Here is a 13,178-nt window from a genome sequence, read left to right on the forward strand (position 1 = left end):
ATTAAAATCCTATCGGGCTGGTGATGTCAATACGCAAGCCGAGTGCATTCACCAAACGGAAGAACAACCCCACGCCCGGTTCTATCACCCCATTCTCTATTTTAGAGATATAGGACTTCGTAGTACCCACACGCCGTGCAAGCTCGCTTTGTGTAACTTTGGCTTCCTTGCGTGCTTGAAGAAGTAGTTGTGCAGCATAGAATGCCTTGGCTTCTTCTTCATGTTTAAGCCTCTCGGGGCTTCCCTCTTTACCATACTTGGCATCCAATACCAAGTCGTAATCTGAAATTTGATGGTTATTTGTCTGCATAATATGCCTCCTTTATTTTTAATGCCCTTTCTATTTCGTTATTTGGCGTCTTCTGTGTCTTCTTCTGAAAGCCATTAAACAACACCACTATTTGACCCTCATCGAAAATGAAGAACACACGATAGATATTGCTATTGTACTCTGTACGTAGCTCAAATAAGCCGTCACGAACAGCCTTTACAAACTTAGTAGAAACACGGTCTTGAGTTTTAAGCAAGAGCAATCCGTACTCAATTTTCTCTCGTACTTTATCTTCAAGCTCTGCCATAAACGCCTCGAAGTAGCCACCGTATGTTCTTATCTTCCTTTTCATACTGCGAAGGTAATAAAAGTTTCCATATAAAGCAACCTTTAGAGACTTTTTTTGATGCAAAGAAGAAAAAATCCTTATTTCATTTTGCCGTGTCAAATCTAACACCTACCCTTGCAGCGGTTACAGATGGTAGTTGTACCTACTTCGCAGAGCAAGCGGTTAAGTTGCTCACATCAAAAGTGGGCTTTTTTATTGCCCATCTGAAAGATATAGGCGGTTGCCTTTTGCGTAAGATAATCAAAGCTCTCGGAGTGGAGATACCATCTGTAACCAGCGCAAAATGGTAGCCGCTTTTTCCTATGCCTACAACCGTCTAAAATGGTTACAGATGGAAAATTTAGTAATTCACAGCTCACAAGGGCGAGACGTAACGACAAGTCTAATCGTTGCGCAGGTGTTCGGGAAAGAACACAGCAAAGTATGTAGAGACATTGAAAGTCTCTCTTGTTCAGAAAGTTTTAGGGTCGCCAATTTTGGCGAGGCTACCTTTGAAAACCAAAAGACAGGACAAAACCACAAGATGTATGAAATCACCAAGGATGGCTTTTCATTCTTGGTAATGGGTTACAACGGCAAAAAAGCGGGTGAGTTCAAAGAAATGTTCATCAACGAGTTTAACAAGCGTGAAATGATGCTCAAAAGCGATGACTACATTTTAGCACGCTCACAAGAAATCCTGCACAACCGCTTGCAGTTAGCGGAACAACAACTCGAAGCCGCTCAAGAAACGATCTCGATTCAGAGTGAGCAACTCAAAGCTCAAGCCCCGAAGGTTGAGTATGCAGATAATGTATTGAACTCTGTAAACACCTACACGAGTACTCAGATGGCAAAGGAACTTGACTTGCGTACGGCTGAAACTGCACAAGCTGCTGAAAAGTTATGGTATAATGATACGCCAAAGCGGTCAATGGTTGTTAGCTGCAAAGTATTGCGGTCAAAACTACACGAAGACACGCACATTCTCCTACACACGCCAAGACGGCTCGCAAGGGACGAACATTTGCACAGTGTGGACAGAGCGTGGGCGTCGGTTCCTACATCAACTAATGTCAAAGAAAGGGGGTGCGCAATGAAATCAATGGTAGAAGAAATCAAGAGCTTGCCTATCAGCGATAACACGGCGCGCCTTATTGCTTGCATCCGGATGATACAGCGAGTCTATGGAGAAGTCAGTAGCGTTATTGAGGGCATCTATGGAGAGGCAGAAGCAGAGAGATTGATCAATAACAAGATGCTGAATGCCTATTGTGATATGGAGGATGCAATTCAAGAGTTTGTGAAGATATCTGTTGCAGAAAACCTAATCAACATTAATATGAAAGCCATCTAAAAAAAGCTCCCCTGATGAGTGATGTACAGCTCATCAGGGGTATCATTCATTTAATAAGTAACTTTGCAACGCAGAAGAATGCTATTATGTCAGCCACAATTACAGGTAGCATTGCAGAAGCCTATTACCGTATTCCTCAACATATACAAGACAAGGCGTGGGGTTATCTACCAACAGAGATGCAGGATATAATAACTCAATTCAAACAGAAGTATGGATAACGATCACGATACTGGGAGCATCCTTATTTACCAGTCTCAAGATGGTAAAATAAAGGTTGATGTTCGTTTTGAGAATGATACAGTATGGCTATCAACAGACCAAATGGCGACACTATTTTGTCGTGACAAGTCTACGATTTCTCGACACATCAAGAACATATTCGAAGAGGAAGAGTTATACCCCTCATCAGTTGTTGCAAATTTTGCAACAACTGCCTCTGATGGCAAAGTATATCAAGTAGACCACTACAATCTTGATGTCATCATCTCTGTGGGCTATCGAGTAAAAAGCCTACAAGGCACACAGTTCCGCATTTGGGCGACACAACGCCTACGAGAGTATATTATCAAGGGATTTACTTTGGATGATGAGAGGCTAAAGAGCGGTTCAAGTTACAACTACTTCAAAGAATTACTTGACAGGATTAGGGAGATACGCCTATCAGAACGAATATTCTATCAGCAAATCAAGGATATCTACGCTACAAGCATAGACTATGATCCGAGAGATGAAATGACCATTTCTTTTTACAAGGAGGTGCAAAATAAGCTTCTTTGGGCAATAAGTGGGCAAACAGCTGCAGAACTTATTTACTATCGCTCCAATGCCCAAGTCCCTATGATGGGGCTTACATCAACAGAAAAACAAGGTAGAGTAACAAAAAACGATGCTTTAACGAGCAAGAACTACCTGAATGAAGAGGAGATGCGCCAGCTTAAACTTATTGTGGAGCAATTTCTTGCTTATGCAGAAATGCAGGCTATTGCTGAAAAGCCTATGTATATGCGAGATTGGGCACAAAAACTTCGCCTTATTTTAACTATGAATGAGAAAAATATACTTGAACATGCTGGAAAAATCTCTCATAAATTAGCCGTCTCCAAAGCAACAAAGGAATACGAAGCTTATAAAATCAGACAACGCGAAATAGAACACTTTAATGATATTAAGCAGTTAGATCAAGATATAAAGCAAATTCAAAACTCTAAACAGCAATGAAGAAATTACTAATTACAATGATCGCCCTTGTAGGGCTGGTAGCGTTCTCGGGATGTTCAAAGGATGAACCTACAAACCTGTTCAAGGGAACAAAATGGACAGCTCCTGATGATATTGCAGAAATGATTTATGGAGGGACCTGTACCACATCCATTGAGTTTCTTACCGATAGCAAATGCCAAGAAATAAGGGTGAGAAAAACAAGAATGTTCTCTGGTGTTGATGTAGAAGAAGGAACGTACTCTTTCAAGGGAAATTCTGTCTCTTGGACGATTGGAGAAAAAACTATCAGTGGTAAGGTCTCTGGAAGTGTTCTTTCAACTGATATGGGAACTATAAGTGGAGGAAAACGCACATACACGAGGGAGTAATTTCATGAAGTATACTGCACTTGCATAATCCATGGGCATTTGTACTCGTACAAATCAAAAGTAGAAAGTTATGGGCTTTTCACTCCCCAAAAAACAAAGAATATGAAACAAGTAGAAAAACTAAAAGAGCTTCAACGGAAAGAACAAGAAATCGAAGCAAATAAAAGCACAGCTTGGGAGAGCACTTTGCGTGTGGTTGCATGGCTCTCAATTATTGCGGCGTTAATTAGTATTATCGCCGCAATCGAAGGAAGTAATCCAGCAATACTTATAGGTGGCGCTGTTGCTTTTTTGAGTGGCACTTCCCTCCATATTCTGTGTAACATCTCAACTCACTTGTCAGACGTAAAAGAAATCCTTAATAAAGGCTATGCGCTTAAGAAGATCCTTGAATTTGGCTCTCAAGAAGAACAGGAACAGACAGAGAAATAACCCCAATTTGCACAATCCAAAAACATTGCACCACCTTTGCGGTGTTCAAAGTAATCGAGAGCGACTTATAGGCTCTCAAACGTAGGTTGAGGGCTATTTTTATATAGTCGCATCGGCAAAGAAATAGATATTGGCGTGAATACCCCCGTTGCATTGCTTAATGGCGTGCAAAGGACCTCGGTAACCTGTAACAACGGGAAAGGTCTACACCTTTTATTTGTTTACAGCTATGTTACAAGCTACCGAAGTACAAATCTTCCAATTCAACAGTAGTCCTATCTCCTTTCAGAATGGGGATAGTGTAATGGTGAATGACCCCGAAAGGCTACCGCAAGAAAGAACATTGCCCGATATAAAGAAAGAACTCAAATCAGGCTATCGGAAAATGAAGAAGTTAGACAAACCAAAAAACAAACAGCAATGAAGAAATTACTAATTACAATGATCGCCCTTGTCGGGCTGGTTGTAGCATTCTCGGGATGCAAGAAGACCCCACAAAAGCAAGCCGAGCTTCTTGTCAAGAAACGATTAGAGGTGTCGCTTCACGATTTTAGTAGCTATGAAAGTGTTCAATTCGGCACACTCGATTCTACCTTTTCGCAAGTTAAAGACCTCGAAGAATTCCAAACTTCTCTTTCATTGGCTGAGAAACTAAAAGAAAAGGGATTTGAAAAGGGAGAAGACGCTAAGCTATATAGTAAATTTGGGTTATATCAAGAACAAGCACGATATGCAACAGAAGCAATGTTACTGTTGGATAGTGCAATGTTTCATATTAGGAGATGTGAAGAATTAGATTCTCTTTTTACACCTGAATTTATAGGTTGGCAAATAACACACTCTTTCAGGGCAAAGAACGCAAGCGGTAACAAAATAATCGCACACCGCATATTCTACTTTGACAAAGACTTGACAAGGATTGTCAAAGATGAAGATAATAGCGAGAAATAATCCCCCACCCGAAATTTGCACGATATTCTATGAGCTGGCTAAAGAAATTATTCGAACACAAAGAGAAAGACGAACCAAAGAAATTTGAAGTTGAAAATGTATTGGTTTCTTCTGTAATGCCTAAATATTGCAATATTGGAAATTTGATTTTTGAGGGGAAACATAATGAAGCAATTCAAAAGGGGGCATCAAAGGGGCTAATGAGATAATTAAAATATTGTGTGCAACGATTCAAAAAGGGCGGGCCTACATTGTGATAGACCTGCCCTTTTCATTCTCCTCGTCGTCTTCTTCATCGAAGTATCCCGATTCAGCAAGTATGCGTTCATCATAAGCCTCCGTCTTTTTTCGCTCTTCCTCTTGCTGTTCGGGGGTTAGGGCATTCCATCGTTGTTTTGCTTCTTCCCATTTCTGCCTAAACTCGTGGTGTTCTTTTTCGCTTTCTGCGAGTTTCTTATGTACTTTGGTGCTGGTTTCAGCATTAAAACTATTATCGTCTTTTGGAGAAACATAATACAAGCACGACCCGACAGAGCCATCACTAAACAGGTAGTCAATGCCATACATCCACATTCCTGCATCTTGATCAAACCTTATTTTCTCCCATTAAGTAATCTTGTAGCTCATAGTTGCATTTTTTCTGTGTTCCGCTTCGAAAATAATCTATTATAACTCTGTCATATGCACTCGTATTATTCCAGTTCCATCTATTACCTCGTCAATTCGGAAAGTGGTGTTGTTAGTAAATAACACTTCTTGTTGATTTTCAGCTGCAAAGCTACTTCTCTGTCTCTACTTTGGATAATGAACATTCTCGATGCCGTATTCTCGGCAAAGCCAAGGGCGGTAAAATTCGGCTTGACTCTCGGCACTACGATGCCGAAATTCCCCCTCACTCACCTCTTTGTATCGTCGCATCAGGCTGTGGTTGCTGTGGTCAAACACAAAATTATCAAGCTCTGCCTCGGGCAAATACCACACAAACTCCCCCCCCCATCATCAAAAAAGAAAAAATACTCCAAATATCGCTCCGCAAGGGCATCGCTCGCCTCATCCTCGCTATCATCATCGATGTAGTAAAACCCCGTAGCCTCATAGCGAGCCAATCGCACATCCTTTATTTCTGCATTGCTCATAATTCACTCATATTTAGCCATACCACATCGCCCTTATCCTCTAAGTTATCTATGCGAAATGCCGTGTTACTGGTAAATAACACTTCTTGTTGATTTTCAGAAGCGAAGCTACCATTAAATTCCGATATTTGGGAAATATCACGCCCATTTTTGCTCACAATCGTTATCATAAGTTGCACCCCTTTCTTGCCCAGTGCCCTAAATCCTGCAAATCTTTTAGCCACATTCATATCCTTGCTTGAAGATACAAAGCGATTTTGTTTCACAATACTCCAACGCCACCACCAAACACCCGTTCAAACTCCTTATGCTTGATAATCATACCACGATACACCGATCCTTGATAAATTGGGACTTTCTCAAGCCCCTGTGCTATCAGTTGAAGACTGTAAGCATTCCTTTCTCCATCTGCTTGTTTAATTGTCGATAATTTCCGCCATTTCGTGTGTAATGATGAATTGCGGCAAGTTCTGTGTTAGGAACATCTGGATACAATGCCGAAAGTTCTGCCAATACACGCTGCATTGCCTCTTTCGTTTTGCGTGCGTGTGTGAATTTCTTTTCCTGGTCTGTGTAGATATCTACATCAAACTTACTCTGCACAAACTTTTGATTGTCACGGATGAAGTGTGGCATATTTGCCCATCCTTTGGCTCGCTCTTGATTAACCTGTACCCATTCATTGAACGCCTGAGGGACACACTTTACCTCATCGGGTTTCCATTCTCCTCGTTTCCCGTCAAATATCTTTCGGTAAAGGTCATTTCGTTCCTCCTGCTTTGCTAGTATAGGCAACATTTGACATCTGCATTGAGGATGCCAGCCCTTAAACTTGAATGACTTAGGATATTCTCCAACAAGTTCATCGCAAATATCCTTGAATGGTACAGGTTTTCCCTTTATCAAAGTTGTGTGATTGTTTGACAAAACGATTTGCCACCCAACAATCAAGGAGTTGTTTTGTGCCGCATTCCATTGTGCTTCGTGATAAGCTGCCTTTATCTCCGTTCGTGCCAATCGCATAGCATTTTTGTAGGCACTGCGATAGACACCCTGCCCGGGATGGTATTTTTGAGCCGCCTTACTTAGTTCTAATTCGCCCGTTTCCTTATTTTTCACACGGCGAAAAAGACGCTCAGGTTCATTCAAATATCCTTTTAGTGACTTGGATATTTCGGCGGCACTCTTACCCTCTTTAATGCCGTTTTGCAAGACAATTTCAATTTCCTTTTTTGCATTCCGTGATAAGTTCCAAACACGCTCCGAAATAGTAAACCCGTGCCTTTTCTCATTGTAAAAGGCTTCCGCTGTTTTATCTCGTGCGCTTTTCGTGGCTTGTTCTCGAATATGGTCGTTCAACTTCCTTTGCTGTGCCGTTTTTGACAATGAAAGTTTCACCCTATCCCAAAAGTTCTCTTCACCACATTTCCATTCTCGCTTAATACCGTTAAGTAGCAACACATTCATTTGCCTCGCCATTGTAGAGAGCATCTTCTCTATCTGCTTGTTCGCCGTATGGTTGTGAGCAAAGAAGAAGCCATCGCTGCCTTGCTCAATAGCATTTTTCACAGCTTTAAGCTTGAATGAGATCAAGTAGTTTTGATAGATAAGTTGTTGCAACAACCGCAACAACTTATCCTGCTCCTTTTGACGCTTGCGTTCTTTGCTGTCTTCTTCTCCTTTCATCTCAAACCATTTTCTACGTGCTTTTTGAATGCGCCCATTACTTCTCGTATTTCATTTCCCATATCGGCCTCAAACTCGTATGAACTACCCGTTAGCACATCGAACCCTTTATGTTCAACATAGCGTGCATATTCAGCTCCTGCGACAACAACAGCAACCATAGCATGACCAGCTTCTTCCCCTGCTTTTTTACGAGCAAAAGCCAACCCCTGATTAACCCCGTCTATCCCCATTTCACCTCCAGTGTCCTCAAAATAATTGAAGACTTCCAATCCATTGTGGTATAATACACATCCGATAGATGAACGTAACTTGTGGGTTTGATCCTTATACGTATTAGTCTGTTTTGCTCGCTTGACCATTTTAATACAAGCCGTTTTCATTGCTTCCATTAAGGCCTCCATAAGCTCATCATGTTTGCTGTAGGCGTAAGCACGTATAGCACTCATATCAAAATTCGCTTGTATTCCCATAATCCTTTGTTAGATAGTTGGTTCGAATACATCTGTATAACGTCAGTTCGACGTTAGTGTATCTATCTTCTCCGAGAACATCTTGCATTGCAACCATTTTCCGTATTCAGATAAAATCCTCTGGAGAAAGAGGTTTTTGGGAGGCTCTACTTTCTTGTCTGGCAGTTTGTCGTAGTACGACCTGAATTTTGTCTTTCCCATGTATTCTTCGTTTGCTATATGCATTTGTTACCTTTGCGATACTTAGGTAAGTATCACGGCGCAAAGAGACAACAATCAGCTGTATGTGCAACGTTTTATTGTATGCGACATGGGAACAATTAGGACCAATGCACTAGGTTAAGTTGTAGAAACATCTAAAAACCAGAGATTTAGATATCTTTTTGATAGGTTAAAAAACGATGGGAGAATATACAATGCAACAGATTTATCCATAAAATTGGATGTGGATAAGAGTTATATATCAGAATTGCGTAATAATAAGCGCAACTTGACCGAACAGTTTGTTGCATCTTTAATTAGTACCTTCAATGATGTTTCTGGCGATTGGCTCCTAACCGGTGAAGGCGAAATGCTACTCAAAGACGATGGAGATGATGCCTCTTCAAACACGACAGAAGTCGCAAGTGATATTTGCTTTGTCCCATTGCTCCCAATATCAGCACAAGCCGGCAGCCTTAATGACTTTGTTGTGTCTGTCAAGGATCGTAATTGTGAGCGTGTGATTTCGCCAATAAAGGGAGCTGATTTTGCAGTCACTGTTTCAGGTGATAGTATGGCTCCTGAATACCCCTCCGGAGCTCAGATTCTCATAAAGAAGATCAATGAGAAAGCCTTTCTCGAGTGGGGAAAGGTATACGTGTTAGATACCTGCAATGGCACAGTCATAAAAATACTTGTACCATCTCAGAAGGAGGGCCACGTGAAATGTGTGTCAATCAACCCGGATGAACGATATGCCCCATTTGATGTGTCAATGGCGGACATATTCGGAATATACAGAGTGATGCTTTGTATGTCGGTTAAATAGACAAGAGAACCTCAACGAGATAATAGATGTAACATTCAAAGAGAAGCGATGAAGAAATCCATCAACCCGCAAGTGATCGAAATACAAAAACGCTTCTTTGATGCGATCGCAATGGCCAAGGCACTGGGGAGAACAACTGGCTTGAAGTCTTTTTGTGAGGCTCACAACTTGAACCTTGTAAAGTACTATCGTATCAAGGGTGATTTCGGCAAACCTATCGACGAAATGCATTATAAAGAAATCGATATTGATGCACTTGCATACATATGTGAGGATTTCGGGATTTCTCCGCAATGGCTGTTACTTGGTCGTGGAAAATTAGAAATTCGTTAGTTAGATGTTGATCGACGAAAGTGGCAAACTTGATTTCTAGCATGTGTTCGATATGTTCACAAGGCAAGTTGGTGAACAAAACCAGTGGACCCCATCAACATTTCAAAAGTTCCGAACATTACGACATCGCCTCAAATCGTTTGCCCCAAACATATCTTTCCCCTCTCTGACAGAGGAAAAACTGCAAAATCTTATTAACTACTGCAATAAAAAAAGACTTTCGAAACACAACCATATCGAAACAGCTTTCATTCTTGCGGTGGTTCTTAAGATGGGCGGCTCAAAAAGGGTATTACAACGGTAATTTGCACAATACATTCAAGCCAAAGCTGAAGGGTATTTCTGTTGATTCAAAAGAAATCATCTACCTCTCACGAGAGGAACTGAAACTTCTTCAAGATTTTGAGTTTCAGCGAATGCAGGAAGCCCTTGAACGTGTACGGGATGTATTCTTATTTCAATGCTTCACGGGGCTTAGGTATTCCGATGTTGCTAAGCTAAAACGTTCTGATGTAAAGAAAGGGGTTGTTCATGTGGTAACAAAGAAGACTGTTGATGGGCTCAGGATTGAACTAAACAAGCATTCTCAGGCGATAATTGATAAGTATAGAGATTGTAATTTCACAGATGATAAGGTATTGCCCGTTATCTCGAATGAGAAGATGAACGCCCACCTCAAAACATTGGGGCAGGTTGTCGGGCTTGACGAACCTACACGAATAGTTTACTTCAAGGGCAACCAGCGGCATGAAGAGGTATATCCCAAGTGGTATCTATTGACTACACACGTCGGACGGCGCACCTTCGTTGTCACAGCTCTTCAATTAGGCATCCCGGTTGAAGTGATATGAGGTGGACTGGACACTCTAATTTTGAAGCGATGAAGCTTTACGCAAAAATAGTGGACGAATTGAAAGAGAAATCTATGTCAAAGTTCGACTCTCTTTGAGCGTACACGGAATATTTGTAAAAATCAATCCACATGGATTTGTACACGATTTTTCAACTGTGATATGAAAGATGGTGCAACTTCATGCTATCGAATATGTGAAACAAACGACTATTTGGCGTTTTGTGACAGTACATGAAAGCAAGGTCTTGCTTCCTGTCCTTCCGCAGTAAACGACTTATAAGCAACACATTAGAATGGGCTGTGACAAACAAAAGTTTTGTCACAGCCCATTGTTAGTCAATAGGGAAAAGGAATAGACAGCTCAAGGCTCCGGAGCTATCTCCCTCCAAGAAGTTTCTATCAAAAAAGAAAAAGGAAAAAGTAATTTCCGACCTGTCAGTCTCGCTCTCCCCAAAAACGATAAAGCTGCAAAAGAGGAACAGACACTCGAAATGCAAGAGAGGAATATCTGTGCCTATCAAACCCCAAGAAGAAACCGACACGCATCAAATCTCCGATCCCGAGACTATAGCCATATTCCGTCCAAACGGATGTCTCTCTCTTACCCAAATAACGCAAATGCTCTTCTTGCAACAGAGGAGGCTCCTCGTATCGAGAAACAATAGCTTTGAAATGGATAGCTTCATCCAGTGGGAACCCCTTCCTCCCCATTGCCTTTGCTAAGGGAAAGATAGAAGTCTCATAATTCAGATAAATCGACAGCCATCTCTCTCCCAAATTGCGGGCAGGGGTTATTGTCTGAAAACGATAAGACATTTGGGAAAAACCAACGGTATTGGCTGTAGAAACGTATTTCAAATCCTGCTCACTCCGCCACATCTTGCCTATATAAGCTCCCGCTCCTAACGCATAATGCATATACTGCCGAGAGTCTATATCATAGGTACCGCGAAGCATCACTTCCAATCGGCTGTAATCGGAAGAAGGAAGGTCTCCTCCCAAGGGCCAAGCTCGCCGATAGGCAACAGACAATTCGGGGATCCTATACCCGAGGGGAGAAATATAAGCAGCCCGTCCGGCTGGCGAGATTTGGACATTGGCTAAAGGATGAAAACGCAATCTTAACTCCGTACAAAAAGCACGATGAGAACCGTACCAGGCAGAATCGACAATCGGCCTGCGGTGTTCAAAAGTGGAGGTAAAGTCTATCCCCAACCAATGATTCAACTCTATTTCGTTTCTCAACAGTAGCCAGTCTCTCTCATAAGTCCGTGTCGGCTCATTACCAAGTGCAGGCTCTATATAATCGAGCAAATAAGACTGATGACCATTCAGGAGATTGTATCCTCCACTGCTCTGCCCCAACCCCAAGAAAAGCATTCCATCTCTCTCCGGGGTGTAGTGCAAGCCCAAATAGCTATGCCAAACCACTTTTTTTCGCCCGGTGGTATAGTAGGCATTCCCTCTGGCATGCAAAGCATAGCCTGCACGAGGTTTGTAAGCAGCAATCAGTTCATAACCACACCATATGCCGTCAGTGCTATTGACTTCTGGAAAAGCAAACCCCAGCCCGTCCACTCCTAACATCCAACAAGAGTCAAGCTGGAAATTGTATCCAAAGAGAGCAGCCATCCCCGCATCGAGAAACTTCTGACGAGTACTGCCACGCTCATCCTCAATCTCACTCGAGATCCCGAATTTTTCGGCGAACCTTGCGTCCAAACTGTCTATGCAGCGATAAGCCCCATAAGCCGTAGATTTCGCCTGTGGCATAAGCCGATACACACGTGGAGCTATGAGCTTAGGACGATAGATGCAAGAGCTGTCAGTCTCCGAAGCCAACATCCATGTCGAGTGAAAAAAGACGAGAAATAAAAGGAGATAGAAGTGACGACGGGTCTTCTTGAAATAAGCACGGATAGAGAAATAAACCATAGCTTTGCACACATGAAAGACAAGCAACACTCTAAGGCTAAATCAATCTTCTCCTACATTGTATTAGGACTAATCCTGGCCATTATAATTGCAGCAAGTATCTGCACACTGGTATTGGAGGGGCCCAAACTGCAAGTCATATGGATGGGTGGAGGTTTGCTCATACTCAATCTCCTGATTCTACTGGTCTTTGTAGGACGCAATATACGCTGACCTCACTTGCAGCGACGTACCCCGTGAGGGCTCACGACAACATCCATGGCCGTATCCCACGGATCTGTGGGTAATTGGGGAGTATCCATCAGGGCATAAGTCACCCCCACACGACAAGCATTGGGAGCTTTGGGCAGGAAACGATCATAAAAGCCCTTACCACGCCCCAAGCGGAAGCCATTGTCATCAAAAGCCGTAGCTGGCACAAGTATCAAGTCCAATTTCTCCGGAGGCAAGGCTTCCGAGGGATCTGCCTTGGGCTCTTCTATTCCAAAAGCTCCTATCCGCAAATCTTCCGGCCCACGATACCTGTAATAGGCAATATCATCGCCCTCCACCCTGGGTAAGTAAAGAGCCATGCGGCTGCTATACCGATCCAAAAGGGATGCAAGATTCGGCTCGTCCGGCAGCGCGTGATAAAGCCCCACACGCCTCTCTTCGGAAAACTCCGGTAAGGTCTCTATCAAATCGACCACCACTTGAGAAGCCCATTGCACATGCTCTGCATTCAACTCCTCCTTGGCTCTGCGACGCAACTCTTTTCTTATCTCCTGCTTGGTCATTTCTATTTCCTTCGTTACTTCCTTT

At 42.4% G+C, this 13,178-nt stretch carries 23 protein-coding genes; 14 read left to right on the top strand and 9 right to left on the bottom strand.

Translation table 11 applies throughout. The annotated features are described in order from the left end of the window. Window position 1 precedes the first annotated feature (1 nt). Window positions 2-310, bottom strand: coding sequence for a helix-turn-helix domain-containing protein (locus B5D48_RS04130; protein WP_023936025.1), 309 nt, complete (start codon window positions 308-310; stop codon window positions 2-4). Further along, entirely contained in the window at window positions 297-623 is a 327-nt protein-coding gene (locus tag B5D48_RS04135) for a type II toxin-antitoxin system RelE/ParE family toxin (protein WP_042120120.1), read from the bottom strand. Before B5D48_RS04135 ends, B5D48_RS04130 begins: the two co-directional genes overlap by 14 nt. Window positions 624-712: 89 nt before the next feature. Here B5D48_RS04135 and B5D48_RS09215 point away from each other — a divergent pair, with 89 nt between their 5' ends. From B5D48_RS09215 to B5D48_RS04180, 9 genes are all read left to right on the top strand, one after another. Continuing rightward, window positions 713-910: a hypothetical protein gene (locus tag B5D48_RS09215; protein ID WP_042120121.1), complete on the top strand. Its 198-nt coding sequence runs from the start codon at window positions 713-715 to the stop codon at window positions 908-910. Window positions 911-951: 41 nt separating this feature from the next. Then, the gene (locus B5D48_RS09385) at window positions 952-1,956 is read left to right on the top strand and encodes a Rha family transcriptional regulator (RefSeq protein WP_158441706.1); all 1,005 of its coding nucleotides are present in this window, start codon (window positions 952-954) and stop codon (window positions 1,954-1,956) included. A gap of 14 nt (window positions 1,957-1,970) precedes the next feature. Further along, window positions 1,971-2,177 (top strand): hypothetical protein, encoded by a 207-nt coding sequence (locus B5D48_RS04150; protein WP_023936032.1) that lies wholly within the window; start codon window positions 1,971-1,973, stop codon window positions 2,175-2,177. Beyond that, window positions 2,170-3,177, top strand: coding sequence for a virulence RhuM family protein (locus tag B5D48_RS04155; RefSeq protein WP_023936034.1), 1,008 nt, complete (start codon window positions 2,170-2,172; stop codon window positions 3,175-3,177). Before B5D48_RS04150 ends, B5D48_RS04155 begins: the two co-directional genes overlap by 8 nt. Next, window positions 3,174-3,548, top strand: a complete 375-nt coding sequence (locus tag B5D48_RS04160; RefSeq protein WP_023936036.1) for a hypothetical protein — start codon at window positions 3,174-3,176, stop codon at window positions 3,546-3,548. Before B5D48_RS04155 ends, B5D48_RS04160 begins: the two co-directional genes overlap by 4 nt. 102 nt (window positions 3,549-3,650) lie before the next feature. After that, on the top strand, window positions 3,651-3,980 hold the full coding sequence (locus tag B5D48_RS04165) for a hypothetical protein (protein ID WP_023936037.1): 330 nt from the start codon (window positions 3,651-3,653) through the stop codon (window positions 3,978-3,980). A gap of 229 nt (window positions 3,981-4,209) precedes the next feature. Beyond that, complete coding sequence (locus B5D48_RS04170; protein ID WP_023936038.1) at window positions 4,210-4,404, top strand: hypothetical protein; 195 nt, start codon at window positions 4,210-4,212, stop codon at window positions 4,402-4,404. Then, window positions 4,401-4,931: a hypothetical protein gene (locus B5D48_RS04175; protein WP_023936039.1), complete on the top strand. Its 531-nt coding sequence runs from the start codon at window positions 4,401-4,403 to the stop codon at window positions 4,929-4,931. Before B5D48_RS04170 ends, B5D48_RS04175 begins: the two co-directional genes overlap by 4 nt. A gap of 29 nt (window positions 4,932-4,960) precedes the next feature. Continuing rightward, window positions 4,961-5,140, top strand: a complete 180-nt coding sequence (locus tag B5D48_RS04180; RefSeq protein ID WP_023936040.1) for a hypothetical protein — start codon at window positions 4,961-4,963, stop codon at window positions 5,138-5,140. A gap of 37 nt (window positions 5,141-5,177) precedes the next feature. On the opposite strand, the gene B5D48_RS04185 is transcribed toward B5D48_RS04180, so the two are convergent. From B5D48_RS04185 to B5D48_RS04205, 5 genes are all read right to left on the bottom strand, one after another. After that, window positions 5,178-5,504: a hypothetical protein gene (locus tag B5D48_RS04185; protein ID WP_042120122.1), complete on the bottom strand. Its 327-nt coding sequence runs from the start codon at window positions 5,502-5,504 to the stop codon at window positions 5,178-5,180. Window positions 5,505-5,848: 344 nt separating this feature from the next. Then, window positions 5,849-6,067, bottom strand: coding sequence for a hypothetical protein (locus B5D48_RS04190; protein WP_023936043.1), 219 nt, complete (start codon window positions 6,065-6,067; stop codon window positions 5,849-5,851). Then, entirely contained in the window at window positions 6,064-6,291 is a 228-nt protein-coding gene (locus B5D48_RS04195; RefSeq protein ID WP_143742804.1) for a hypothetical protein, read from the bottom strand. Before B5D48_RS04195 ends, B5D48_RS04190 begins: the two co-directional genes overlap by 4 nt. A gap of 151 nt (window positions 6,292-6,442) precedes the next feature. Then, the gene (locus B5D48_RS04200) at window positions 6,443-7,753 is read right to left on the bottom strand and encodes a hypothetical protein (RefSeq protein ID WP_023936045.1); all 1,311 of its coding nucleotides are present in this window, start codon (window positions 7,751-7,753) and stop codon (window positions 6,443-6,445) included. Beyond that, a complete protein-coding gene (locus B5D48_RS04205; RefSeq protein WP_158441707.1) occupies window positions 7,750-8,202 on the bottom strand; it encodes an HK97 gp10 family phage protein in 453 nt (150 codons plus the stop codon). Before B5D48_RS04205 ends, B5D48_RS04200 begins: the two co-directional genes overlap by 4 nt. Before the next feature lie 469 nt (window positions 8,203-8,671). Here B5D48_RS04205 and B5D48_RS04210 point away from each other — a divergent pair, with 469 nt between their 5' ends. The 4 genes from B5D48_RS04210 to B5D48_RS04220 are packed head-to-tail and all read left to right on the top strand — an operon-like array spanning window position 8,672 to window position 10,440. After that, window positions 8,672-9,256 carry a S24 family peptidase gene (locus B5D48_RS04210; RefSeq protein ID WP_234985399.1) on the top strand — a complete coding sequence of 195 codons (585 nt, stop codon included), beginning with the start codon at window positions 8,672-8,674 and terminating at the stop codon, window positions 9,254-9,256. Between the two features lie 48 nt (window positions 9,257-9,304). After that, a complete protein-coding gene (locus tag B5D48_RS04215) occupies window positions 9,305-9,589 on the top strand; it encodes a hypothetical protein (protein ID WP_023936052.1) in 285 nt (94 codons plus the stop codon). Window positions 9,590-9,641: 52 nt separating this feature from the next. After that, a complete protein-coding gene (locus B5D48_RS09365) occupies window positions 9,642-9,893 on the top strand; it encodes a phage integrase SAM-like domain-containing protein (RefSeq protein ID WP_158441708.1) in 252 nt (83 codons plus the stop codon). A gap of 1 nt (window position 9,894) precedes the next feature. Further along, window positions 9,895-10,440, top strand: a complete 546-nt coding sequence (locus tag B5D48_RS04220; RefSeq protein WP_023936056.1) for a site-specific integrase — start codon at window positions 9,895-9,897, stop codon at window positions 10,438-10,440. 437 nt (window positions 10,441-10,877) lie between these two features. Here B5D48_RS04220 and B5D48_RS04225 read toward each other — a convergent pair whose 3' ends face one another. Beyond that, on the bottom strand, window positions 10,878-12,377 hold the full coding sequence (locus tag B5D48_RS04225) for a DUF5686 family protein (protein ID WP_036890234.1): 1,500 nt from the start codon (window positions 12,375-12,377) through the stop codon (window positions 10,878-10,880). 12 nt (window positions 12,378-12,389) lie between these two features. Here B5D48_RS04225 and B5D48_RS04230 point away from each other — a divergent pair, with 12 nt between their 5' ends. Then, the gene (locus tag B5D48_RS04230) at window positions 12,390-12,590 is read left to right on the top strand and encodes a hypothetical protein (RefSeq protein ID WP_023936060.1); all 201 of its coding nucleotides are present in this window, start codon (window positions 12,390-12,392) and stop codon (window positions 12,588-12,590) included. Between the two features lie 2 nt (window positions 12,591-12,592). Here the strand turns inward: B5D48_RS04230 and B5D48_RS04235 are convergent, their stop codons facing one another. Then, a complete protein-coding gene (locus B5D48_RS04235; protein ID WP_023936062.1) occupies window positions 12,593-13,153 on the bottom strand; it encodes a 5-formyltetrahydrofolate cyclo-ligase in 561 nt (186 codons plus the stop codon). Between the last annotated feature and the right edge of the window lie 25 nt (window positions 13,154-13,178).

The organism is Porphyromonas crevioricanis, assembly GCF_900167225.1.
Lineage (GTDB): Bacteria > Bacteroidota > Bacteroidia > Bacteroidales > Porphyromonadaceae > Porphyromonas > Porphyromonas crevioricanis.

Excerpts from the sequence above, each read along its gene's own strand:
- B5D48_RS04225 (WP_036890234.1), bottom strand. The coding sequence starts at position 12,377 with ATGGTTTATTTCTCTATCCGTGCTTATTTCAAGAAGACCCGTCGTCAC.
- B5D48_RS04175 (WP_023936039.1), top strand. The coding sequence starts at position 4,401 with ATGAAGAAATTACTAATTACAATGATCGCCCTTGTCGGGCTGGTTGTA.
- B5D48_RS04215 (WP_023936052.1), top strand. The coding sequence starts at position 9,305 with ATGAAGAAATCCATCAACCCGCAAGTGATCGAAATACAAAAACGCTTC.
- B5D48_RS04200 (WP_023936045.1), bottom strand. The coding sequence starts at position 7,753 with ATGAAAGGAGAAGAAGACAGCAAAGAACGCAAGCGTCAAAAGGAGCAG.
- B5D48_RS04235 (WP_023936062.1), bottom strand. The coding sequence starts at position 13,153 with ATGACCAAGCAGGAGATAAGAAAAGAGTTGCGTCGCAGAGCCAAGGAG.
- B5D48_RS04160 (WP_023936036.1), top strand. The coding sequence starts at position 3,174 with ATGAAGAAATTACTAATTACAATGATCGCCCTTGTAGGGCTGGTAGCG.
- B5D48_RS09365 (WP_158441708.1), top strand. The coding sequence starts at position 9,642 with ATGTTCACAAGGCAAGTTGGTGAACAAAACCAGTGGACCCCATCAACA.
- B5D48_RS04130 (WP_023936025.1), bottom strand. The coding sequence starts at position 310 with ATGCAGACAAATAACCATCAAATTTCAGATTACGACTTGGTATTGGAT.
- B5D48_RS04185 (WP_042120122.1), bottom strand. The coding sequence starts at position 5,504 with ATGTGGATGTATGGCATTGACTACCTGTTTAGTGATGGCTCTGTCGGG.
- B5D48_RS04150 (WP_023936032.1), top strand. The coding sequence starts at position 1,971 with ATGAGTGATGTACAGCTCATCAGGGGTATCATTCATTTAATAAGTAAC.
- B5D48_RS04155 (WP_023936034.1), top strand. The coding sequence starts at position 2,170 with ATGGATAACGATCACGATACTGGGAGCATCCTTATTTACCAGTCTCAA.
- B5D48_RS09385 (WP_158441706.1), top strand. The coding sequence starts at position 952 with ATGGAAAATTTAGTAATTCACAGCTCACAAGGGCGAGACGTAACGACA.
- B5D48_RS04170 (WP_023936038.1), top strand. The coding sequence starts at position 4,210 with ATGTTACAAGCTACCGAAGTACAAATCTTCCAATTCAACAGTAGTCCT.
- B5D48_RS04230 (WP_023936060.1), top strand. The coding sequence starts at position 12,390 with ATGAAAGACAAGCAACACTCTAAGGCTAAATCAATCTTCTCCTACATT.
- B5D48_RS04135 (WP_042120120.1), bottom strand. The coding sequence starts at position 623 with ATGAAAAGGAAGATAAGAACATACGGTGGCTACTTCGAGGCGTTTATG.
- B5D48_RS04190 (WP_023936043.1), bottom strand. The coding sequence starts at position 6,067 with ATGAGCAATGCAGAAATAAAGGATGTGCGATTGGCTCGCTATGAGGCT.
- B5D48_RS04180 (WP_023936040.1), top strand. The coding sequence starts at position 4,961 with ATGAGCTGGCTAAAGAAATTATTCGAACACAAAGAGAAAGACGAACCA.
- B5D48_RS04205 (WP_158441707.1), bottom strand. The coding sequence starts at position 8,202 with ATGAGTGCTATACGTGCTTACGCCTACAGCAAACATGATGAGCTTATG.
- B5D48_RS04165 (WP_023936037.1), top strand. The coding sequence starts at position 3,651 with ATGAAACAAGTAGAAAAACTAAAAGAGCTTCAACGGAAAGAACAAGAA.